This window comes from Flavobacterium magnum (genome assembly GCF_003055625.1).
Lineage (GTDB): Bacteria > Bacteroidota > Bacteroidia > Flavobacteriales > Flavobacteriaceae > Flavobacterium > Flavobacterium magnum.
In genome coordinates, this window is sequence record NZ_CP028811.1 from 3,205,968 (window position 1) to 3,226,719 (window position 20,752).

The following is a 20,752-nucleotide window of genomic DNA, read 5'->3' on the forward strand; positions in this document are numbered from 1 at the left end:
GACGTTATGCGATATATTTGACAAACCGCAAAAACCTTACCATGAGAAAACTTCTTTTTTTCCTTTTTATGAATCTAAGTATTTACGCCCAAAGTGATAAAATCAATTACATTGAATTAATATATGAACACTCTTGGCAAAATTTCGCTACTAGTGTACGAATTGAATCATCATTCGTAAATAATGCAGAACCTGTAAAATTGAGGGCTTGTGTAGGAGAAAAATGTAGAGACACATTATTGAGTAGAGAAAGTTTCGACAAATTATACAATGCAGTTATAAATATTGAACCTAAAAAAATGGCGGAAGGTTTTGAGATTGGCGGTGATGGCGCTGTTACTACAATTAAATTTGGATCTCTTTCAAACAATATCTCCTACTCTATATGGGGTGTAGATAAAGATGACGCAATATTTACTTTTACTGACTTTTTGAAGGCTGCTCAATTAATTTTAGAATTCGCAAAACTTAAAATAGAAGAAATCAATTAATACATCGCATAACAGCGGTTTCACGCAATTGCTTCTACTCCTGTAAAATGTAACCGCTTTTTCCATAACTTCGTTCTGTCCACGCCGAGAGTACTCAGTTTCAAATGCCGCAACTGACGTGAAGCCGCCGGACGTTATATGCCATTTCTGAAAACCGATACCGATACTCATGAAAAAACAATTTACATTTTTGATCTTCATTTTTTCAAGCATTTGTAGTGCTCAAAACTGTATTGACTGGAAACTTTCTAAGACTTTCGATTTTGATATAATGGCAAAATCAGATGATCCAAGTAGTTTAAGCAAAACTCGAATTGTCGTGAAAGTATTTAATAAAATCAAAAAAATACAACTTCAGACTATAGTTATTGAAAGTGAATCTATTCTCACGTCTAAAAGTTATCCTTGTGTAAATAATAATTCATATGCAACAGATACTTTTCTAAAATCCGTTGACAACGATTTCGGCGACGTGATTGTTGTAGACTTTAATTTCGATGGAAAAGAAGATGTTGCTCTAAAGCGTGAAGAAGGTGGAAATGGCGGTCCACTTTATAACTTTTATATTCAATCTGAAAATGAGCAATTTATATTAGATAAATATTTATCTGATGAAGTCGCTTACTTTCCATATTATATAGACAGCAAAGAAAAAACGCTCAGTGTCAGGTCTCGAATAAATTCAGTCAGCAATGAGGAAATAAAATATTTATATAATGATAGAAAGCAAACTTGGATAAGATTATAAATGAAAAAATATTGAAACGGCATATAACAGCGGTTTCACGCAATTGCTGCTTCCCTTGTAAAATGAACTTCTTTTTTCCATAACTTCGTTTGGTCCAGCCGAGAGTACTCAGTTCCAAATGCCGCAACTGACGTGAAGCCGCTGGACGTTAGCAGCAAGTTTTGGGCGACCGAACTCAAATCAACGACTTTAAACTCATGGAAAAATTCACTCTAAACGCTGAAAAAAAATTTAAATATGTTACTTATGGTTTGGCAATTTCACCTTTAATATTTATAATTACGCTTATCACTTTTTATATCCATGCAAATGTTATTTTGGGTTACACAAACATTTCAGGAATTAATCCGGACAATCTTTTTTTATATTATGCTTATCAAACTATTATAATTGTTAGTTTCATTTTATCATTCTTTGGATTTTTCATTTGGTTAATTGTTAATATGATTTGGTTTCTTAAATACAAACCAACATGGAATCTGAAACTTGCAATTTTCACTTTCTCCTGTTATTTAGCTGGATCTTTATTAGTTTTTTCCAAAGTGATGGAATTTGCTCTTGATTAAACCTGCTGCTAACAGCGGTTTCACGCAATTGCTACTTTCATTGTAAAATGAACTTCTTTTTTCCATAACTTCGTTTTGTCCATTCGAGAATACTCAGTTCCAAATGCCGCAACTGACGTGAAGCCGCAGGACGTTGTGCGACATTTTTGCGCCGATTCAGGAAACTAACGCAACACTTTTTAACCTAAATTAGTGTTGTATGAAAACAAAATTTACCCGTTTAAATCTTGCTGAAAGGATACAGATTGAGAAGCTTTTTGATAAGGGATTATCCGCCTCAGCTATCGCTGTTTTACTTGGGAGGCACAAGTCCACCATCACCCGAGAACTTAAGAAAACGCATTACAAAACCTATCTGGCAATCAATGCACATATCAGGTCCGTTAAGATATGCAGCGCCAAAAACTATGGACGGTCGAAGATCTCAGGCAACAAGAAATTGTATGATTATGTGGTGAAACACCTGCGCAAAAGATGGTCACCGGAGCAGATTTCATTATCTTTAAAAAAGAAATTCCCAAACCAGAAACACATGCAGACAAGCCACGAAACCATCTATTATTTTGTATACCTCCACAGCAAGAAATCACTCAAGGAGGAACTCATCAAACAGCTCCGGCAGCAGCGAAAAACACGCGGATCAAGGCATACCAAAGCCGTACGCGACGTAAAGATAACCGATCGGATAAGCATCGATGAGCGGCCTGAAGAAGTGAAGGGACGCCAGATCCCGGGGCATTGGGAGGGCGACCTCATTGTCGGGAAGGAACACGGCTCATACATCGGTACACTGGTCGAAAGGTCATCACGCTATGTCATCCTGGTACACCTGCAGAACAAGGAGGCAGCCACAGTCCGAAAGGCATTCGAGCAGGAATTGGCAAAACTGCCGAAAATCATGCGAAAGAGCCTCACATACGATAATGGGACCGAGATGGCACAACACAAATTACTCACCAAAACAACCAAAATGAAAGTCTATTTTACACACCCATACAGCCCATGGGAAAGGCCCACAAACGAAAATACGAACGGATTGCTCCGCGATTATTTCCCGAAGGGAACCGACCTGTCAGTGCACTCAAAAGCGCATCTGAAAAAAGTGCAGAAGGAACTCAATGAACGACCAAGGAAGGTCCTCGACGTGAGGTCACCAATCGAGGTTTTTAAAGAATTAATACTCGACAAAATTCCGCTTTGAATAATTTCATTATTTTTACTAAAAGTTGCGTTAGCAATTTGAAACCGCCCACCCAAAATGACGAAATTACCATCATTATCAATCTCAATAAAAGGCATAGGAATTCTTCTTATCTCTTCTTTATTTTCATGCTCTTCAATAAATAAAAAAATATACAATAATTCAGATTTAGTATTTTATGCTGATAAAAAATTAATTTCTGCAAATTATCATGAAACCAGAGAATTAGGTGAGTTTTCAGAAAACAAAATGATCATTAAAAATACGGGCACAGAAAATTTAATTGTTTTTTCCACTGTGCTAGAAAATACAAATATGTTTTATTCGAAGAAAAATTTTAAACGCAAAAACAATAATTTGATTTTCGATAGCTTTTATAGAAATTATATGAGTGATGCCATGCATAGTGGTATTAAAAAATTTAACTTTATTATTATACCGCCCAACGACAGTTTAAAAATCAATATTAGTTCAAAATATGCAAACGATGTTACAAGAACTGGTTTGAGGTATTACCACTTTGCTTCTAACGATCAATTTGGCTTAATTGATATTAGTAAAGTAAAATTACAGGAAAGCATAGTTTATTTAAACAAATAAGTACTTCAGCTAACAGCGGTTTCACGCAATTGCTACTTCCCTTGTAAAATGAACCACCTTTTTCCATAACTTCGTTGAGTCCAGCCGAGAGTACTCAGTTCCAAAAGCCGCAACTGACGTGAAGCCGCCGGACGTTATGCGACATAGCGACCGAAGAGAACGTTAAACCAACAGATAATATGACACGATTTATTTCAGCATTTTTTCTATTCCTAAGTATTTATTTCTCTAATCAAAAACACTTTCTTTCAAATGGCTCTTATCGTGCTGTCATCGAAGAACATTATGGATACAATAACTATGAGTTTGATATTAGAGACGACGAGTTTATCCTGAATACTGGCGAAAAGATTCTGAATTGTAAAATTATTTGGGTAACAGATTTTCAATTTAAAGTTAAGGGTTTCACGGAGCCGTTTAATGTCCAGAATACTAATGAAATTGTTGATCGTCCTTTCTTTGTAATTATAAAAGCTGAAAATAACACTTTCAATTTTGAGTTTAGAAATACTCATGATGTAATTTACAGTGGTCAATTTATCAAAAAATAGCTACGTCGCATAACAGCGGTTTCACGCAATTGCTGCTCACTTTGTATAATGAACAATCTTTTTCCATAACTTCGTTCTGTCCAGCCGAGAGTACTCAGTTCCAAATGCCGCAACTGACGTGAAGCCGCAGCCGTTATGGGCAATTTCAACCAAAATGAACGCATCAACACTAAATAAAATTCTGAAAGACGGGTCCAAAATTCAGCTATTGAAAACTGAAATTAATGCCGAGGTCTTCGCATATGAAAAACTCATGCAAAAAACCGGCTCAACAATTAGTTTGCATTTTATTGAAGATGAGTCAACATTTTTAAATACTCAAGGCTTATTGAATTTAATTAATCAAACTTTAAACGGCTCTTTAAATAATATAGAACTTGCTTATATATGCGATTGCTTAACATTGGTAGAAAACTTAGAATTTGAAAATAACAAAGTAAAAGAAGTAGTTTTCGAAATTGCAGATCCAGAAATAAACGGAGGTTATAAATCTGTTGAAGAATTGAAATCAATAACTAAATCGCTTCAAATAAAATAAGAGAAACTGCCCATAACAGCGGTTTCACGCAATTGCTACTTTCCTTGTAAAATGAACCACCTTTTTCCATAACTTCGTTCTGTCCAGCCGAGAATACTCAGTTCCGAAAGCCGCAACTGACGTGAAGCCGCCGGACGTTAGCAGCAACGCTAAAAAAACTAGACGATGAAAAACATATTTATAGCATTATTTATTCTCTTTGTTGCTTCTATGAAAGCCCAAAATAAAATTAGTGCTAGTGATAAAGCGTTAGCCGCAATTGACGCAATTGAAAAGTTCGAAGCAGAAATAAAAATTCCAAACCGATTAGCATGTTTAACTCAAATCTTTCCCAAAGATGTAGATTTTAATTATGTTGGTCAATGCTATAGACCAACTAAAGAAGAGTTACAATTATGGCGAGAATGGATTATAAAAAACAAAGAAAATTTAGAGTATGAGCAGGAAGAACCTGAAGGAAAGTTTGATTTTATTTTCGGTGAATTCAATATAGTATTCAATGATAAAAAAGGTACAATTCGAAATTCATACTGCAATTAAGCGCAGCTGCTAACAGCGGTTTCACGCAATTGCTGCTTCCCTTGTAAAATATAACCGCTTTTTCCATAACTTCGTTCTGTCCAGCCGAGCGTACTCAGCTTCGAAAGCCGCAACTGACGTGAAGCCGCCGGACGTTAGCAGTAATGCGCGAGCCGCACGAAACGTTATAAAACCTAAACAAAACTCTAATATGGACAACTTTAGCTTAGCAGAAATCGTAATAATTGTAATTATAGCAATCGCTGCCTTTGTTTTCTTGCGAGAAGTAACAACTTGGTATTTTAAAATAGAGAAACGCATTGAGTTGCAAAACGAAACAAACCGGTTATTAAACATATTAGTTGAAAGAAGTTCTCCGGAAACAACAAATCAAGACTATTTTGAGACGAATCCAAATGGAGAAGAAACTGATGTCAATAATCCTGGAGAACTACAAAAAATAATTTCCGATCTGAATAAAAAATCCATTTGAAAGTACATTCGCACTACTGCTAACAGCGGTTTCACGCAATTGCTGCTTCCATTGTAAAATGAAACTCCTTTTTCCATAACTTCGTTCTGTCCAGCCGAGAGTACTCAGTTCCAAAAGCCGCAACTGACGTGAAGCCGCCGGACGTTAGCTGCAAGCGCCACCAAAATGAACTCTAATCACAATCTTAACCCAAAAACTGTCAATTACTTTCTCGAAGGCTTATCTTTAAAAAAATTAAAAAAATGTCAGATAAAAACAAAAAGGTTTTTGGAGTTTGGATGGATTCACGCAACGCAACAATTGTTGGCAAATCAGAGATCAATAACTCGGAATTTAAAGTTCTTGGACACGTAACAAATGCTGGTCCGGATAATAACTCGAGTGAGAAAACGTCAAACAATCAGGAAATTGCCTTGATGCAAAAATTCTTCAAAGAAATTGCAGGCAAAATGCAGAACATAGATGAAATACACATAACCGGAACTGGGCAAAGTCAGGAACAATTTATTCGATTTCTGGCTGAAACTCCGCAATATGAGAATGCAGTTTCAAGTGAAAGCACTTCTAATAAAATGAGCGATGAGAATCTCATAGAATATATTGGAAAGCACTTTAATTAAAACTTACTAAACTTAAAATACTTATAGACTTCAGACTTAATGTTTGAGGTCTTTTTAGGTTGGTGCGCCAGCAGCTAACAGCGGCTTCACGCAATTGCTACTTCTCTTGTAAAATGAACTTCTTTTTTCCATAACTTCGTTCTGTCCAGCCGAGAGTACTCAGTTCCAAATGCCGCAACTGACGTGAAGCCGCCGGACGTTAGCTGAGAGCCTATAAAAAACCGCCGCCAAATTGACTGCTATGAGAAAAATGCTGTTGATTTTGATACTATTGAGCCTGAAACTATCAGCTCAGAATAGCACCGAAAATGGTGAATTTGTTATGTTTAGGAAAGATACGTTAACAGTAAATTTTCCAGGATTTTCAACATTAGAAAAAGACACTGTAATAACTGTCATCGTAAAACGATTTAACGACGTGATCGAAACAAAGAGCGTATCAAAAAATGGCATGAAACTGGATGTTAATTTCTATCTGAAAAACGATGGAAAATTACTTTTGGTCACCACCAAAGAAATAAGTCCTAAAGACAATTCGATATACCTGTCTTGGACACTTAATTTTCAAAACGATCGAATTACCAAAGTCAAGTCGACATCGACGCTTCCCGAAGGTATAACCAGCTTTGATTCAAATGTCTCAAAATTACTCGGATATAATTTGTTATGGACTGAAGAGTTCATAAAAAAATATTCAATGACATTATTTGCCAAAATCAAGGCCCTCAGCTAACAGCGGTTTCACGCAATTGCTCCTTCTCTTGTAAAATGAAACACCTTTTTCCATAACTTCGTTCCGTCCAGCCGAGAGTACTCAGTTCCAAATGCCGCAACTGACGTGAAGCCGCCGGACGTTAGCCGTGATTTTGTGAGTGACTTTGTCGGCAAAAAAATTCCATATCTATGAAACGAAAACGCGTTATATCATACTTTTTTATTTTTTTTGTTTTCATTAATTGTTCACCTTATAAAATCTTGGACTCTCAAAAGCGATTTCTCTTGAACGATAATGGAAAAAATAAATATTACTTGATTGAATATATCAAATTCAAGCAAATGGAACACTTACTTGGTGAAGTGCCAACTGTAATGATTCATAAAGTTGATGGAGATTTAATAATTCGTTCAGATAAAGAATATTTTGAAAATATAGCTTTAAAGAAAGATCAAATAAAGCGAATCGAAATAATTTCTTTTGAAAAAGCTTCAAATATTTATGGAAGCGCTGGCAAGAATGGTATAGTAAATATTTATACTTACGGAAAATCGTCAAATTAATAAAACCACGGCTAACAGCGGTTTCACGCAATTGCTGCTTCCCTTGTAAAATGAACCACCTTTTTCCATAACTCCGTTCAGTCCAGCCGAGAGTACTCAGTTCCAAAAGCCGCAACTGACGTGAAGCCGCCGGACGTTACCTGCAAGCTCGAAAAACCATCACGATGAAAACATTATACTTATATTTATTATTTACATTTTTTTTCAACTGTGCATCAAACAATACCACCGAAATTTGCGATTGTTATTCTAAACGTGCAAACGGAACAATAGACGAGAAACTGAACGATTGTTTGGGTGATAATGCCAAAGGTAAGAATGCGGATGAAGCCAGACTAAAAATAAAATCCACAATGAAATCGCTTGTGGAAAACTGTACTGTTTATCGAAGAGATTTTAATAAACTTTCTTACTATAGGTTCGAAACGGGTTATCCTGATTTAGTTTCACAAAAAGACTCTATTGCATTTTGTATCAACAATAATATTGAAAGACCGAAAAACTATAATAAACTCGCAGAAATCTATATTCGACTCAATAGTTTAGATTTAGCAATGAAAAATATTGACCAATCGATTAAACTTTCTCCAAGTGTTTCACATAGTCATTGGGTAAAATCATATATTTTTTACAAGAAAAAAGATATTCCTAATGCAGTTAAAGAAATGATTGAAGCTAGTAGATTCACAACAGATGATGACTCTAAATACTTTACGGAATTACAAGTTATAGCCTTAAAAAATGAAAAATAAAATAGAGAGCCAGCAGGTAACAGCGGTTTCACGCAATTGCTACGTCTCTTGTAAAATGAAACACCTTTTTCCATAACTTCGCTCTATCCAGCCGAGAGTACTCAGTTCCAAATGCCGCAACTGACGTGAAGCCGCCGGACGTTATGAACAATTGCTGGTAGGAGTGTGTAAAAAAAGCGAGTGAAAACTCGCTTAAAATTTTATATATATTCTTCCATTAATCTTTTAGACAACTCCCTTTTTTTTATATCATCAATTTCGTCACACATTTGAAGATATCTTTGAAGCATATCTTTATTTTCAAGACATAATTTAATTAATCTTCCCGTTGATAGAGATGTAACACCTTCATGTTCGATATTCGAAATAGTGTTTTTACTAAAGCCTAAAATAATACTAAATGTAGAAGCCGAAATTTGATATTTATTTCTAAAATTGATTATTTCAATCGGTGAAGCAGCACCTTTAGCTACATGATAAGCATTTTTAAGAGCTTTAATATTTCGGTCGACTTGGCTTTTAGTATAATGTTTAACTTTGTTTTCTTTGTTAATGAATCCCGTATCTTCATCTACTTCATAATCAAGATAAAATACTTCATCATAATATAAAGTCATACCCTTATAAACTTTTTTAACCGAGCTATTTAATTCAATAGTCGGTTCATTTGTTCTTGTCAATAATGTCTTTTCCATAAAATTCAATTTTTAAAAGGCTGTGTCATTGGGTAGTCGGGCACGTGATTAGAAAACAATAGTATTTGTAATCCATTAGCTTCTAATCCATACTTTAAATATATTTCTATCTTATCTTTTCCAACAAAAGTACAGAAAGCACAAACATTGAAATCAGCATTTCCTGATGGATCTATTCCTCTATAATAATTCTCAGTTGTAAGGTTTTGAATTGCATGTTCTATATCTTCTCCCTCGATATCATAATCCAATGCTAAATCAGTAAGTTCCAAATTAGCCTTAGCTGTAAATGTTATTTGGATGCCTTGAGATAATCTTCTCTTAGTTTCATCTAAAAATTCTTGTATTAGAGAAATATTATATTCGGTATAAGGTAATACAGTCATTTGGAGTTATTTTAAATCATAGACAAAGATACAAAAATAAATTAAATTCCCAATGATTGGGAATATTTTATTTGATGCAACTGTTCATAACAGCGGTTTCACGCAATTGCTGCTTTCCTTGTAAAATGTAATCGCTTTTTCCATAACTTCGTTCTGTCCAGCCGAGAATACTCAGTTCCAAAAGCCGCAACTGACGTGAAGCCGCCGGACGTTAGCCGTCAGTTAATGGAAACCTACACCTAAAAATAGCGTTATGAAAAAATACTTATTCTTAGTAATCACATTCTTCACTATTGAGTACTCATTTTCTCAATGCCCTGTCACGTTTGAAAGTCTCTTTAATTCAACGATTTATTCTTTTTCTGATTTCGACACTTTTGCATTGAAAAATGGATATTCTTATGATACGAACAGAAATGCGTTTTTATGCGATGAATCATTTAAGGATGGTGCACATATGCAACTTATTAGATCGAAAAGTCCTACTGATTATATTATAGTGCAGCACATCTTCTTTTCCAAACAAACATATTTGGCTTACAAAGAATTTCTGCAATCAAATGGAAAACTTTACAATACCGAAACAGAAAATAATGAATTATCTCTAAAATACATTTATGATAGTCACTTGGTTATATTACAAACAAAAACATTTGACTCAACTACACTCTACTTAATAACGTTGTCAAGTGAAAAACTTAATTAATAACCGAACGGCTAACAGCGGTTTCACGCAATTGCTACTTCTCGTGTAAAATGAACTTCTTTTTTCCATAAATTCGTTCTGTCCAGCCGAGAGTACTCAGTTCCAAAAGCCACAACTGACGTGAAGCCGCCGGACGTTATGGGCAATTGAGCCGCGCCGAACTGAAAATCACGATGAAAATCATACTTAATATTATTGCTTTTCTTTTTGCTGTCAATTCTTTGGCCCAGGAAACTCTGCCTCAAAATATCATCGACACTTTGTACACAAAAGCGTTACAACAGAGATTTGATTTGCAACTTAGCAGCGGATATAAATATTTTGACATGCAAAATCAAACAGATGCGCCGCAAAAAGTATTACCTGAAAGTCCAATTAAAATTCGATCTCAAAAAGAATTAACTGAAATTTCACGAAAAGAAAAAAAGGAACTGACAGTTTATACAATAGAATACTATGTTGTCAATAAAGATACTGTTGATATCAATTTCGGAGAATACAGATTGAAAGCCTTGAAAAGAAAACAAAAACACTCACCTCTTGCAGAAATATCTGAATGTAACTTAGGTAAAAAGGAACCTGACATTCGGTTCACTTGGATAGACAATAGATGGAAAGTTATAAAATCAAAGTTCATTAAAGAATAAATTTCAACTGCCCATAACAGCGGTTTCACGCAATTGCTACTTCCCTTGTAAAATGAACTTCTTTTTTCCATAACTTCGTTCAGTCCAGCCGAGAGTACTCAGTTCCAAAAGCCGCAACTGACGTGAAGCCGCCGGACGTTATCTGAAAGCCGCCAATCAGTGCGGAAAATTGTAGCCGTTCAAAAAAATCATTACATTTGACATTATGAAAACATTGACGCTTAACATCCCGGATAATTTAGACATCGACAATCGCGAACTTGTTATGCTTTTGGCCTCTAAACTTTATGAGCAAGGAAAACTTTCTTTAGGTCAGGCTGCTGAACTTGCAGGTTTAACAAAACGTACTTTCGCAGAATTATTGAGTCGATATAATGTTTCAATCTTCAACTTTCCTTTATCTGATTTATCAAGCGATGTAGCAAATGCATAAAACTATAATTTCTGACACCAGTTGTTTTATCATTTTATCCAAAATTGGAGAATTAGACCTTCTTTTAAAACTTTACGGTCAAATCGTTACTACAAAAGATATTGCTGAAGAATTTGGAGAATCCCTTCCTAATTGGGTTATAATAGAAAATGCAAAAGATAAATATCATCAGAGAATTTTAGAATTACAAATTGACAGAGGAGAATCAAGTGCAATCGCACTAGCTTTAGAAATTCAAAATAGCACTTTGATTCTTGATGATTTCAAAGCGAGAAAAGTCGCTGAAAATCTCGGATTAAATTTCACTGGTACAATTGGAATAATAGTCAAGGCTAAATTAAATGGACTTATTCCTTCGATTAAACCGCTTTTAGAAAAGATTGTCGAAACTAATTTCAGATTGTCTCCAGAATTACAATTACAAGCTTTAAGGGAAGCAGAAGAAATGTAGGCCTTCAGATAACAGCGGTTTCACGCAATTGCTCCTCCCCTTGTAAAATGAACCACCTTTTCCATAACTTCGTTCTGTCCAGCCGAGAGTACTCAGTTCCAAAAGCCGCAACTGACGTGAAGCCGCCGGACGTTATATGCCAGTTTACCTCACGTAACGAACAACAATGAACTTAATATTAGAACGTAGTTTAGATTTTAGACAATTCCAAAACTTAGTTATTTTGACATTCGTAACGATGATGATATTGTTAGGAATGCTTAATTCTGTTGAATTTAGTTCTTACATTCTCATAGAATTAATTCTAGTTTTTCTAAACATTTTATTCCTTGGGATTCTATTCACCAAAAAAGGTTTGCGTGTCGAAAATGGTAACCTTTTTGTTTGCGTTTTTCTGTTTGGGTTAATCTTGAAAAAAACCTTACTCAAAACGTCAGAATTTCAAGAAATCAATTTACAGAAAGGAAAACTCTCAACAAATTATGCGTATTCTTACGACATAAAAGAATTTCATAATTGGGAACCAGATTTAAATCATTCGGTGACTAGTTTTACAATCTGCATGATAAATGAAAATCAAAAACAAAAGATATTAATGTTGACTAAGCCTGAAAAAACAAAATTAGCAATCAACTTTATTGTTGAAAACACGAACTTGAAATATTGAGTAAAACCGGCATATAACAGCGGTTTCACGCAAATGCTACTTCCCTGTAAAATGAACGACCTTTTTCCATAACTTCGTTTTGTCCAGCCGAGAGTACTCAGCTTCGAAAGCCGCAACTGACGTGAAGCCGCCGGACGTTAGCGGTAATGCAGCCGCGAACGAGCGAAAGTGAAAATCAAATCTAACTAAAAATGAAAATATACTTTGCTTTGTTGTTTGCCATTATTTCTTTTTCTGTAAATGCACAAAATGCTCAAGATATTTTTCTTGAAAATCTAACAGCATTTGAAAATTTAAAAAATGAAAGCCAAAGTATTGACTTAAATACAGTTTATGAGGCACGCCAATTTTTAATTGAAGTTACAGGAATTAGTTATGAAATGGAGAAACCGTTTGAAATGCCCATATTTCCATCTGACAAAACTTTAATTGATTGGAGAAATTGGTATGAAAAAAATAAGGCTAAACTTTATTGGGATGAAAATGACCAAAAAGTTAAAGTTAAGGAAGAATGATGCACTACCGCTAACAGCGGTTTCACGCAATTGCTACTTTCCTTGCAAAATGAACTTCTTTTTTCCATAACTTCGTTTTGTCCAGCCGAGAGTACTCAGTTCCAAATGCCGCAACTGACGTGAAGCCGCCGGACGTTACCGGCAATCATACCAAAAATGACGTGAATTATGACTAACACTCTAAAGTACACTTTTATCTTTCTATTTTTCACGACAAGTTTGTTTGCACAAAAGTCTAAAATCAATTTTCAGAAATCATCGTGGTTTTTAAAAATTGATAGCTATGAAATTTTATCGAACGATACTTTACGTTTGATCCATTTTTCAAAAATTGAATCAAGCAATCCGAAACTTAATAAAGAGTTTGCAGAAATTTGCTACAGCGACAAAATGGACATTACTAAACTCCATTTTTCAAAACGCAATGTTTACATATCATACCCAAGTTTTGATTTTTGTGGACCTTTGGGTAATATTGAAGAATGGAATTTTCATTACAATCAAGAACATGAAGAAGTTTCTTTTGAAATCAATCACAACAGACTTTACAAATTTAAAGTTCTTGATAAAAAAATAAACTTTGAAAATTGGAGCTGTGGCTTTGAAGAAAATGATTCAAATTTCAAGGCCGAAGTGGAAATAATTACTTTGGTGAAAACACAATGACTGCCGGTAACAGCGGTTTCACGCAATTGCTGCTTACCTTGTAAAATGAACTTCTTTTTTCCATAACTTCGTTTTGTCCAGCCGAGAATACTCAGCTTCGAAAGCCGCAACTGACGTGAAGCCGCCGGACGTTACCTGCAAGCTTATCGCAGCCCGTAAATAAAGACTTTCATTAATGCATATCAAAATGAGTAATCTTATAAAATCATTTCAATTCGAATCCGAGGGAGTTATTTTGACGATAAATATTAGGAAAGAAGTTTACAAGAATTCTTTGAAAATGATTATAGATGGAGATGTCATTTCTAATAATCCCGATTTAGTTATTGGCTATTCTACAAACTGTTCATCGAAAGATATCTCGGTAAAATATTTAGCTAACTCTATATTTTGGATAAGTTCTAACGAATGGAAAGGGTTACGCTGGGAAAAATACTCAAATGAAACTAGATACTCAATTTTCAGTAGCGTGAAAGAGATGAAAGAATCTTATATCGCTCAAAGAGAATATGCAGATTTAATTGGCAGCTATTTTTATGATTGCATAAAAAATTACAAGAAACTAAAATTGCTTTATGAAACTCAAATTGACGAAATTATTTCAGAAGATGAATTTAATTAAAGCCTGCAGGTAACAGCGGTTTCACGCAATTGCTACTTCCCTTGTAAAATATAACCGCTTTTTCCATAACTTCGTTTTGTCCAGCCGAGAATACTCAGTTCCAAAAGCCGCAACTGACGTGAAGCCGCCGGACGTTACAGGCAATTGCTCCGTGCCCGAAATGACGATTTTCGTAATTGAACGGCTCGGCTTGCGTAATCTCAAATTAACTTCTCTCCTATTTTTCAAAGAGGAACTTTGTGGCTCAGCTTTGAAACCTTAGTCGGGATTTTCTGATCTCCATTTACTTTTCTTCTCGCCGAGAAATCTCTGCGAAGCTCAATCGGGCTGTATTGCTGCTTAAGTCTTTGTCAATTTCTTTGTCTTGAAAAATGCTGAAAATTTCCTTTTCAAAATTCTAAACTTTAACATGGATCTCAAAAAAACTATTGCAGTAGAAATTCTTTGTGGTTACTTTGTGTGATTTTGCGTTTGTGTCGCAACAGCCTGTAACAGCGGTTTCACGCAATTGCTGCTTCCCTTGTAAAATGAACCACCTTTTTCCATAACTTCGTTCTGTCCAGCCGAGAATACTCAGTTCCAAAAGCCGCAACTGACGTGAAGCCGCCGGACGTTAGCGGAAACCCTGAGTGACGATTCTGAAATAATTCACATTTTAAAACAGAAATTATATAAAACCAGGTATTTATACCTGATTTTGTACTAAACTGATTCATTACCTTTGATATAGTCATTCTTTAAAAGAAACATCTCTAAAAACAATTAAAGTCAGTTAGGGTTGACAATCCACTATCAAAAGTATTCAGACTTAAAAACTGAAAAAGTGTGATTGCCGAAAAACGTATAGAGTAGGCCTAAATCAAAAATTATCTAAAATGAATTATTTAAAAATTTCCTAAGTTGCTTTAATTGCTTTATTTATCAATGTTACAATTTTGAGTTGTTCTAGTGAAAATGAATCTTCATCAAACGAAACTCAAAATAAAAATGCAGCAGCATTTTTAAAAACGTTTTATCCTCAGTCAACTCATTTCGGAAAATCGGTTGGAAAATCAAAAGCTTCATCCTATTTGAATCGGTCATCAGAAACTGAAGATTTTGTCTTGACTGAGGTTTTTGTAGGTGATGATTTAAGACCAAGAGGATACCTGATCACGGAAAAAGAAACAAATGATTTTCTATTCTTTGCCGATGTGGACAGAACTGATTTTAAATTAACAACGTTTGAACCAAAATCAAATCCAACAAAAATATTTGAGAACATCAATGAACTTGATAAATACCTAAGTACTGATGAATTTGATTTGATAAAGGTAATTGATGCGCCGGAATATGTGCCACCGACAGAAGGTGAGCCTGTAGCTTTGAAAATTAAATATACTTACGGTTCTCAATTCATCGGTGTCGATGGACTATGCCATCAAGGGGTCTATCAGGCTAACTATTTATTCGGATTTATTCGAATCTCTGCCGTGACTGCAACATTGGAGGACAATGAAAGTGGTCCGGGACAGCATCACGCAACGGTACTTTGCGGAGAAACATATCATCCAAAAAAATAACCTTAACTTTGGGCCATTGAAAATTTCAATTGGCCCAACTTTTATATTATGCAAACGATATTAACAGTATTTTTCGTCTTACTGGCTAACCTCATGATAGGTCAGACATTTATCACTATCGACAAAGACACTAACGAATTCATTGAAAATGTGAACTACTCGCTTTTTAAAGATAAAAAAACAGTGAGCAAAGGCGTGACGTTGCCTAACCAACCTACAATTATACTTGACGAAGTAAAATACGATTCCATCGCTTTCAGCAGAGTTGACTATGAAAGTTTAGGGCTTGCGAAAAACAAATTGGATTCGGTAATTTACCTTTCTAAAAAAATTGTAAATCTGGACGAGGTCGTTGTAACTTCGAAATCGAAGAAAGACATCGTTTTCGGGGAAAACAATCGTTTTATAAGATCCATGTCCAATCCTATACAACCTGATTTGGATAACGGCCTTGTATTTCGAACATCTGAAAATTATGATTTAATACTAAAAAAAATTGTTTTCTACGTTGAAAAAGTGGTCTATAAAACAGCCTACAAGATTAATTTTTTTAATATTGAGGAAGTACTTGCGTCGGGCGGAACTCAGGTAGCCGATATTGGGGATTTAATTTTTTCTACCGATACATTATACCTTAATACTGGTCAAAACAATAAAATTGAAATCAATTCTGCTGAACTAAAATATAAATTACCCAAAAAGATATTCGTCACAATTCAACTGCTAAATTACTTCGACACTAACGGAGAAATAATAAAGCCTAAGAAGAATAACCTTACGAAATTAAAATTTCAGATGTCCACGACAAATGACTTTTACGCAAGAACGATTGATTTTTATACAAAAGAACTATCTCAAGATTTATTTAATATCAATTTTATGATTAAATATGACTTTTCGAACTCACTACATAAAAAACCACATAAAAGTATTCTTGTAACGCCAGCGATTGTATTATATGCCGGTAAATTTGAGGAATAGTTAGCAACATATAAAAGTGTTAAGATAGGGCATCCGCTAACAGCGGTTTCACGCAATTGCTGCTTCCCTTGTAAAATGTAACCGCTTTTTCCATAACTTCGTTCTGTCCAGCCGAGAATACTCAGTTCCAAAAGCCGCAAATGACGTGAAGCCCCCGGACGTTAGCCGTAATTTTCAACCAAAATCGCGTATTTACTATTATGATAAATGTCTTTTGTTCTCTTAAACTTGCAAAACTTTTAGATATTCAAAAAACTGTAAACGTTAATGTAAACTTTGAATCTGACTGGAATGCACATCTATTTTCAGTCGCAGGCAAAAAATGGATAATCTTTGTAAACAAGAAAACTTTATTCAGTTTTATAATTATGGATGTCCTAAAAAAGGATCTAAATAATTTGTCAATACTCTTTACCGAAATGCTAATTAAGCAACTCGAACGAGAGTTTATATTGACAAGTAAATATGAAAATTATTTGCGGGAATATGATCAAATTGCAAATATTTGTACTACTGACAATGATAGAAAAATTATGGGTTCTTTAAATGATTTTGTTTACCACACAAAAGCTTGTTATGAAGATGACAAAAATGTTGAAAAAGCAAGAAATTATGCTTTGCGGTATATTAATGAAATGCCAAGTAAAGTTTTGAAATTTAAAACCCCGCGTGAAGCCATGAAAGAACATATAAAAAACTACGGCTAACAGCGGTTTCACGCAATTGCTGCTTCCCTTGTAAAATGAACCACCTTTTTCCATAACTTCGTTCTGTCCAGCCGAGAGTACTCAGTTCCAAATGCCGCAACTGACGTGAAGCCGCCGGACGTTAACTGTAATTTTTGACGGCACCTAGACAAAACAACGCTTAAAACCGAACTTGTGAAAAAGACACTTGTAATCTTAACACTATCAATTCTCTTTACCTGTAAAAATGATATTCCAAAAATACATTTTCTAAAACAAGGTTTTATTACTGAGCAAGGCGAATATATTTTAAGTAAAAGCAAAATGGTTATCGTAAAACGGCTTGAAAACGAATCATTCATTTTTGCAATTACTGATCGAAAAAGGAACATTTTGTATCAGCAAAGTTTAGTGGAAACTTTCAGTGAACTTCATTATTGGCTACTTTACGCAGATGACAAACAAAATATTTACTATTACAATTCTGATTATTCTTCTCAAAAAGCTTTGCTATTTGACGCTGAAAAAAAAGAATACAATGCAATTGATTTCTGCACATTTGAAATTAACTTGCCGAAAGAATTTAAGAAAAAACTAGCCGACGATACTAACTTAGGAAATTGTATTTCACTTAGATAATAAAAACTACAGTTAACCGCGGCTTCACGCAATTGCTACTTTTCTTGTAAAATGAAACATCTTTTTCCATAACTTCGTCCTGTCCAGCCGAGAGTACTCAGTTGAAAATGCCGCAACTGACGTGAAGCCGCCGGACGTTATGCGTGATTTTTGTTGTGTTGAAAGTTGGAGCTCCGCTCCTATTTGGTTTTGGGTGATTGGCTTGTGACTACATACGTTTACGTTGTCTTGGGATCTATATTAAAACCAACGCATAACAGCGGTTTCACGCAATTGCTGCTTCTCTTGTAAAATGAAACATCTTTTTCCATAACTTCGTTCTGTCCAGCCGAGAATACTCAGTTCCAAAAGCCGCAACTGACGTGAAGCCGCCGGACGTTACCTGCCATTTTTTGAAGAACGGAATAACTAAAATTTAAAGTATGCGAAAAACGTTATTATTATTACAATTTCTCTCAGTTATAATTCATACTTCAGCACAAGATTTGAAATTTGATAAGAAATTTGTCCAGAGCGAAGACAAATGGGTAGCTTTTAAACCTGATAGCATTGGAAGTTATAACTTTGGATTTATATACATTGATGCTCAGGCTGGATTGACTCTTGACTATGCTGGTTCATTTACTATTGACAAAAATGGAGTTTTTCTCCCAAAAGCAAAAGAAATTCAAGGAGCTATGAAATATCGATTGGAACCTAACAATGTCTTAGTTGCCCATATCCCTGAATCTAAAATATCACAACTGAAAGTCTCCCTTATTCCAGATTTTCTAGCGGGGTATAAAGTTGGAGAAAATACTGTCGAACGTCTATATAAGTGGGGATATATGTATAATGGTTGGGGAGAATGTAATAAAGCATTGGAATTCTTAGAGAAGGCAGCTAAATTGGATACCAATTATAAAGGTCTAGCTGTTGAACTTGCATATTCATATAACTGTCTCGAACAATATCAAAACGCTATTACAGTTTTGAAAACCGCCTTAAAGTCAAATCCAAAAGATTCGTACACCAACAAAGAATACATTTTTGCATTATCAAAAAACAATCAATTAGATGAAGCAAAAAAAATCTACAAAAAATCACTCGAAACAAGTAGCGATAAAACTTATCAAGTTGAAAATGCGTTTAATATTTTACAAGGTTATTTTTTAAAAAAAGACAATATAGAATTTCAAAATTGGCTAGCCGAAACAAAAGATCTGTATTCCTCAAATAGTCATATAAATGGAATCGTCGAAAAAATGAAAACGCAGATAAAAAATTAAAACGGCAGGTAACAGCGGTTTCACGCAATTGCTCCTCCCCTTGTAAAATGCACTGCTTTTTTCCATAACTTCGTTTTGTCCAGCCGAGGGTACTCAGTTCCATAAGCCGCAACTGACGTGAAGCCGCCGGACGTTATATGCCAGCTTATGCGCGATGTACCTAAAATCAACTTCCAAAAAATGAAACGAAGAGTATTTTTCGTCGTTTCGCTTTTTATAGTTTCACTTTTTATAGTTGCTTCATGCACTGAAAAGAAAGTTGATTTAGGAATTATCAGAAAAACACATAAACCAAGTCCTAATCTTATTTCTTTCGATCTCAAATACAATTTATCCAAAGAAGACAGAACGAACAGAAACTTTACGAAACTTAGTTCAAGAAAGTTCGATCTTGAAATTGACACGATAAAATATACTAGAGATGAGATTTACATTTCTTATTTATCGACAATGACAGGCTGTATTGAGTATGCTGGTGATTTTGATATAAAAGGTGATTCGTTAAATCTAAAATTAATACAGTTGAATAATGTCGTGTGTCCAGAAGTTGAAGTAGCCAGAGTAATCTATAAAATTCGAAATCCTAAGAATATCCAATATAAAATTTCTAAACCTGAATTTGGTAAGTATGGCGAACCAAACCAAAAATAAAGCCGGCATATAACAGCGGTTTCACGCAATTGCTACTTTCTTTGTAAAATGTAGCCGCTTTTTCCATAACTTCGTTTCGTCCAGCCGAGAGTACTCAGTTCCAAAAGCCGCAACTGACGTGAAGCCGCCGGACGTTGTGTGCAATCAATCCTAAAATGATGTGAAAGATTATTCGTATATAAATGATATCTCAAAAGCAGACGATTTACGTTTGTACGTAATCGAACATGCATTACATATTGAAAAATTAGCTTCTGAAACTATTGGTTATATACTTGGCATTGATTGGAAAAATTCAAAATCATTTGGCAATGGATCAACTGCATTGTCTTTTAATCAGAAAATTCAAATTATCCAAGATTTAAAAGGTTTAGATAAAATCGACATTCAAAAATTTAGTGACTTCATGGGAATTCGAAATAAATTCGCTCATGTATTATCTATTAAAACTTTTGATGATTTTTTCAATAGCGGTAAAAACGGAGCTGATGTCAAAAAAAATCTAATCAAATATTACGGTTTCGAAAATTCGGAGATCGATGAAGGATTGAAAAACAAAATTTATTTCTATCGCTTATTTTCTGATTTGCTGCAAATCCTAACTCAAAAGATAGCTAAGCACGAATTTGAAAGAGGAAAAAAGGCTTTTACTTCTGAATATTTACTTTCGGTTCTAAGTGAAGTTGGGAATTTAGAAAACGGAGATGATGTTCTTAAAAAAGCATTTAAAAAAGTTGATCCGAGGTAAAATTTTGACTGCACACAACAGCGGTTTCACGCAATCGCTACTCACTTTGTAAAATGAACGCGCTTTTTCCAT

The 20,752-nt window shown here is 34.7% G+C and carries 29 protein-coding genes; 27 read left to right on the top strand and 2 right to left on the bottom strand.

Annotated elements, in window-relative coordinates:
- Positions 1 to 41 precede the first annotated feature (41 nt).
- The 13 genes from HYN48_RS13950 to HYN48_RS14010 all read left to right on the top strand — a co-directional run bounded on the left by HYN48_RS13950 (position 42) and on the right by HYN48_RS14010 (position 8,357).
- Positions 42 to 491 carry a hypothetical protein gene (locus HYN48_RS13950; protein ID WP_108372768.1) on the top strand — a complete coding sequence of 150 codons (450 nt, stop codon included), beginning with the start codon at positions 42 to 44 and terminating at the stop codon, positions 489 to 491.
- A 169-nt stretch (positions 492 to 660) separates the two neighbouring features.
- On the top strand, positions 661 to 1,239 hold the full coding sequence (locus tag HYN48_RS13955) for an XAC2610-related protein (RefSeq protein ID WP_108372770.1): 579 nt from the start codon (positions 661 to 663) through the stop codon (positions 1,237 to 1,239).
- Between the two features lie 197 nt (positions 1,240 to 1,436).
- Positions 1,437 to 1,805 carry a hypothetical protein gene (locus tag HYN48_RS13960; RefSeq protein ID WP_108372772.1) on the top strand — a complete coding sequence of 123 codons (369 nt, stop codon included), beginning with the start codon at positions 1,437 to 1,439 and terminating at the stop codon, positions 1,803 to 1,805.
- Positions 1,806 to 2,004: 199 nt separating this feature from the next.
- Positions 2,005 to 3,006: an IS30 family transposase gene (locus HYN48_RS13965; protein ID WP_108372774.1), complete on the top strand. Its 1,002-nt coding sequence runs from the start codon at positions 2,005 to 2,007 to the stop codon at positions 3,004 to 3,006.
- A gap of 57 nt (positions 3,007 to 3,063) precedes the next feature.
- Complete coding sequence (locus HYN48_RS13970; RefSeq protein WP_108372777.1) at positions 3,064 to 3,606, top strand: hypothetical protein; 543 nt, start codon at positions 3,064 to 3,066, stop codon at positions 3,604 to 3,606.
- Between the two features lie 179 nt (positions 3,607 to 3,785).
- A complete protein-coding gene (locus HYN48_RS13975; protein ID WP_108372779.1) occupies positions 3,786 to 4,157 on the top strand; it encodes a hypothetical protein in 372 nt (123 codons plus the stop codon).
- A gap of 208 nt (positions 4,158 to 4,365) precedes the next feature.
- Positions 4,366 to 4,695, top strand: coding sequence for a hypothetical protein (locus HYN48_RS13980; protein ID WP_146171800.1), 330 nt, complete (start codon positions 4,366 to 4,368; stop codon positions 4,693 to 4,695).
- A gap of 165 nt (positions 4,696 to 4,860) precedes the next feature.
- The gene (locus HYN48_RS13985; protein ID WP_108372783.1) at positions 4,861 to 5,235 is read left to right on the top strand and encodes a hypothetical protein; all 375 of its coding nucleotides are present in this window, start codon (positions 4,861 to 4,863) and stop codon (positions 5,233 to 5,235) included.
- A 190-nt stretch (positions 5,236 to 5,425) separates the two neighbouring features.
- Positions 5,426 to 5,707, top strand: a complete 282-nt coding sequence (locus HYN48_RS15220; RefSeq protein WP_146171815.1) for a hypothetical protein — start codon at positions 5,426 to 5,428, stop codon at positions 5,705 to 5,707.
- 242 nt (positions 5,708 to 5,949) lie between these two features.
- Positions 5,950 to 6,327, top strand: coding sequence for a hypothetical protein (locus tag HYN48_RS13995; RefSeq protein WP_108372788.1), 378 nt, complete (start codon positions 5,950 to 5,952; stop codon positions 6,325 to 6,327).
- A 241-nt stretch (positions 6,328 to 6,568) separates the two neighbouring features.
- Positions 6,569 to 7,060 (top strand): hypothetical protein, encoded by a 492-nt coding sequence (locus HYN48_RS14000; protein WP_146171816.1) that lies wholly within the window; start codon positions 6,569 to 6,571, stop codon positions 7,058 to 7,060.
- 323 nt (positions 7,061 to 7,383) lie between these two features.
- Positions 7,384 to 7,605: a hypothetical protein gene (locus tag HYN48_RS15225; RefSeq protein WP_146171817.1), complete on the top strand. Its 222-nt coding sequence runs from the start codon at positions 7,384 to 7,386 to the stop codon at positions 7,603 to 7,605.
- A 164-nt stretch (positions 7,606 to 7,769) separates the two neighbouring features.
- Positions 7,770 to 8,357, top strand: coding sequence for a tetratricopeptide repeat protein (locus HYN48_RS14010; RefSeq protein WP_108372791.1), 588 nt, complete (start codon positions 7,770 to 7,772; stop codon positions 8,355 to 8,357).
- A gap of 200 nt (positions 8,358 to 8,557) precedes the next feature.
- Here HYN48_RS14010 and HYN48_RS14015 read toward each other — a convergent pair whose 3' ends face one another.
- Together HYN48_RS14015 and HYN48_RS14020 are read right to left on the bottom strand one after the other, a co-directional pair.
- A complete protein-coding gene (locus HYN48_RS14015; RefSeq protein ID WP_108372793.1) occupies positions 8,558 to 9,052 on the bottom strand; it encodes a transcriptional regulator in 495 nt (164 codons plus the stop codon).
- A gap of 5 nt (positions 9,053 to 9,057) precedes the next feature.
- Positions 9,058 to 9,438, bottom strand: coding sequence for a hypothetical protein (locus tag HYN48_RS14020; protein WP_108372795.1), 381 nt, complete (start codon positions 9,436 to 9,438; stop codon positions 9,058 to 9,060).
- An 879-nt stretch (positions 9,439 to 10,317) separates the two neighbouring features.
- On the opposite strand from HYN48_RS14020, the gene HYN48_RS14030 reads away from it, so the two are divergent.
- From HYN48_RS14030 to HYN48_RS14095, 14 genes are all read left to right on the top strand, one after another.
- Positions 10,318 to 10,791 carry a hypothetical protein gene (locus tag HYN48_RS14030; protein WP_108372799.1) on the top strand — a complete coding sequence of 158 codons (474 nt, stop codon included), beginning with the start codon at positions 10,318 to 10,320 and terminating at the stop codon, positions 10,789 to 10,791.
- A 205-nt stretch (positions 10,792 to 10,996) separates the two neighbouring features.
- Positions 10,997 to 11,224 carry a UPF0175 family protein gene (locus HYN48_RS14035; protein WP_108372801.1) on the top strand — a complete coding sequence of 76 codons (228 nt, stop codon included), beginning with the start codon at positions 10,997 to 10,999 and terminating at the stop codon, positions 11,222 to 11,224.
- On the top strand, positions 11,217 to 11,675 hold the full coding sequence (locus HYN48_RS14040) for a PIN domain-containing protein (RefSeq protein WP_108372803.1): 459 nt from the start codon (positions 11,217 to 11,219) through the stop codon (positions 11,673 to 11,675). Before HYN48_RS14035 ends, HYN48_RS14040 begins: the two co-directional genes overlap by 8 nt.
- Positions 11,676 to 11,841: 166 nt before the next feature.
- Positions 11,842 to 12,342 (top strand): hypothetical protein, encoded by a 501-nt coding sequence (locus tag HYN48_RS14045; RefSeq protein WP_108372805.1) that lies wholly within the window; start codon positions 11,842 to 11,844, stop codon positions 12,340 to 12,342.
- A 191-nt stretch (positions 12,343 to 12,533) separates the two neighbouring features.
- A complete protein-coding gene (locus tag HYN48_RS14050; RefSeq protein ID WP_146171818.1) occupies positions 12,534 to 12,857 on the top strand; it encodes a hypothetical protein in 324 nt (107 codons plus the stop codon).
- A gap of 168 nt (positions 12,858 to 13,025) precedes the next feature.
- Positions 13,026 to 13,523 (top strand): hypothetical protein, encoded by a 498-nt coding sequence (locus HYN48_RS14055; RefSeq protein ID WP_146171819.1) that lies wholly within the window; start codon positions 13,026 to 13,028, stop codon positions 13,521 to 13,523.
- A 280-nt stretch (positions 13,524 to 13,803) separates the two neighbouring features.
- Positions 13,804 to 14,145 carry a hypothetical protein gene (locus tag HYN48_RS14060; protein WP_146171820.1) on the top strand — a complete coding sequence of 114 codons (342 nt, stop codon included), beginning with the start codon at positions 13,804 to 13,806 and terminating at the stop codon, positions 14,143 to 14,145.
- A gap of 935 nt (positions 14,146 to 15,080) precedes the next feature.
- Positions 15,081 to 15,707, top strand: coding sequence for a hypothetical protein (locus HYN48_RS14065; protein ID WP_146171821.1), 627 nt, complete (start codon positions 15,081 to 15,083; stop codon positions 15,705 to 15,707).
- 48 nt (positions 15,708 to 15,755) lie between these two features.
- Positions 15,756 to 16,688, top strand: a complete 933-nt coding sequence (locus HYN48_RS14070) for a hypothetical protein (protein WP_108372816.1) — start codon at positions 15,756 to 15,758, stop codon at positions 16,686 to 16,688.
- Between the two features lie 200 nt (positions 16,689 to 16,888).
- Positions 16,889 to 17,395, top strand: coding sequence for a DUF6933 domain-containing protein (locus HYN48_RS14075; protein ID WP_108372818.1), 507 nt, complete (start codon positions 16,889 to 16,891; stop codon positions 17,393 to 17,395).
- A 174-nt stretch (positions 17,396 to 17,569) separates the two neighbouring features.
- Complete coding sequence (locus HYN48_RS14080) at positions 17,570 to 18,013, top strand: hypothetical protein (RefSeq protein ID WP_146171822.1); 444 nt, start codon at positions 17,570 to 17,572, stop codon at positions 18,011 to 18,013.
- Positions 18,014 to 18,435: 422 nt separating this feature from the next.
- Complete coding sequence (locus HYN48_RS14085) at positions 18,436 to 19,281, top strand: tetratricopeptide repeat protein (RefSeq protein WP_108372822.1); 846 nt, start codon at positions 18,436 to 18,438, stop codon at positions 19,279 to 19,281.
- A 180-nt stretch (positions 19,282 to 19,461) separates the two neighbouring features.
- Positions 19,462 to 19,932: a hypothetical protein gene (locus HYN48_RS14090; RefSeq protein WP_146171809.1), complete on the top strand. Its 471-nt coding sequence runs from the start codon at positions 19,462 to 19,464 to the stop codon at positions 19,930 to 19,932.
- A 160-nt stretch (positions 19,933 to 20,092) separates the two neighbouring features.
- Positions 20,093 to 20,680 (top strand): hypothetical protein, encoded by a 588-nt coding sequence (locus HYN48_RS14095; RefSeq protein WP_146171823.1) that lies wholly within the window; start codon positions 20,093 to 20,095, stop codon positions 20,678 to 20,680.
- The last annotated feature ends 72 nt before the right edge of the window (positions 20,681 to 20,752 follow it).

Bases quoted from the DNA above. Each gene is read 5' to 3' on its own strand.
- HYN48_RS13950 (WP_108372768.1), top strand. From the start codon at position 42: ATGAGAAAACTTCTTTTTTTCCTTTTTATGAATCTAAGTATTTACGCC.
- HYN48_RS13955 (WP_108372770.1), top strand. From the start codon at position 661: ATGAAAAAACAATTTACATTTTTGATCTTCATTTTTTCAAGCATTTGT.
- HYN48_RS13960 (WP_108372772.1), top strand. From the start codon at position 1,437: ATGGAAAAATTCACTCTAAACGCTGAAAAAAAATTTAAATATGTTACT.
- HYN48_RS13965 (WP_108372774.1), top strand. From the start codon at position 2,005: ATGAAAACAAAATTTACCCGTTTAAATCTTGCTGAAAGGATACAGATT.
- HYN48_RS13970 (WP_108372777.1), top strand. From the start codon at position 3,064: ATGACGAAATTACCATCATTATCAATCTCAATAAAAGGCATAGGAATT.
- HYN48_RS13975 (WP_108372779.1), top strand. From the start codon at position 3,786: ATGACACGATTTATTTCAGCATTTTTTCTATTCCTAAGTATTTATTTC.
- HYN48_RS13985 (WP_108372783.1), top strand. From the start codon at position 4,861: ATGAAAAACATATTTATAGCATTATTTATTCTCTTTGTTGCTTCTATG.
- HYN48_RS15220 (WP_146171815.1), top strand. From the start codon at position 5,426: ATGGACAACTTTAGCTTAGCAGAAATCGTAATAATTGTAATTATAGCA.
- HYN48_RS13995 (WP_108372788.1), top strand. From the start codon at position 5,950: ATGTCAGATAAAAACAAAAAGGTTTTTGGAGTTTGGATGGATTCACGC.
- HYN48_RS14000 (WP_146171816.1), top strand. From the start codon at position 6,569: ATGAGAAAAATGCTGTTGATTTTGATACTATTGAGCCTGAAACTATCA.
- HYN48_RS15225 (WP_146171817.1), top strand. From the start codon at position 7,384: ATGGAACACTTACTTGGTGAAGTGCCAACTGTAATGATTCATAAAGTT.
- HYN48_RS14010 (WP_108372791.1), top strand. From the start codon at position 7,770: ATGAAAACATTATACTTATATTTATTATTTACATTTTTTTTCAACTGT.
- HYN48_RS14015 (WP_108372793.1), bottom strand. From the start codon at position 9,052: ATGGAAAAGACATTATTGACAAGAACAAATGAACCGACTATTGAATTA.
- HYN48_RS14020 (WP_108372795.1), bottom strand. From the start codon at position 9,438: ATGACTGTATTACCTTATACCGAATATAATATTTCTCTAATACAAGAA.
- HYN48_RS14030 (WP_108372799.1), top strand. From the start codon at position 10,318: ATGAAAATCATACTTAATATTATTGCTTTTCTTTTTGCTGTCAATTCT.
- HYN48_RS14035 (WP_108372801.1), top strand. From the start codon at position 10,997: ATGAAAACATTGACGCTTAACATCCCGGATAATTTAGACATCGACAAT.
- HYN48_RS14040 (WP_108372803.1), top strand. From the start codon at position 11,217: ATGCATAAAACTATAATTTCTGACACCAGTTGTTTTATCATTTTATCC.
- HYN48_RS14045 (WP_108372805.1), top strand. From the start codon at position 11,842: ATGAACTTAATATTAGAACGTAGTTTAGATTTTAGACAATTCCAAAAC.
- HYN48_RS14050 (WP_146171818.1), top strand. From the start codon at position 12,534: ATGAAAATATACTTTGCTTTGTTGTTTGCCATTATTTCTTTTTCTGTA.
- HYN48_RS14055 (WP_146171819.1), top strand. From the start codon at position 13,026: ATGACTAACACTCTAAAGTACACTTTTATCTTTCTATTTTTCACGACA.
- HYN48_RS14060 (WP_146171820.1), top strand. From the start codon at position 13,804: ATGATTATAGATGGAGATGTCATTTCTAATAATCCCGATTTAGTTATT.
- HYN48_RS14070 (WP_108372816.1), top strand. From the start codon at position 15,756: ATGCAAACGATATTAACAGTATTTTTCGTCTTACTGGCTAACCTCATG.
- HYN48_RS14075 (WP_108372818.1), top strand. From the start codon at position 16,889: ATGATAAATGTCTTTTGTTCTCTTAAACTTGCAAAACTTTTAGATATT.
- HYN48_RS14085 (WP_108372822.1), top strand. From the start codon at position 18,436: ATGCGAAAAACGTTATTATTATTACAATTTCTCTCAGTTATAATTCAT.
- HYN48_RS14090 (WP_146171809.1), top strand. From the start codon at position 19,462: ATGAAACGAAGAGTATTTTTCGTCGTTTCGCTTTTTATAGTTTCACTT.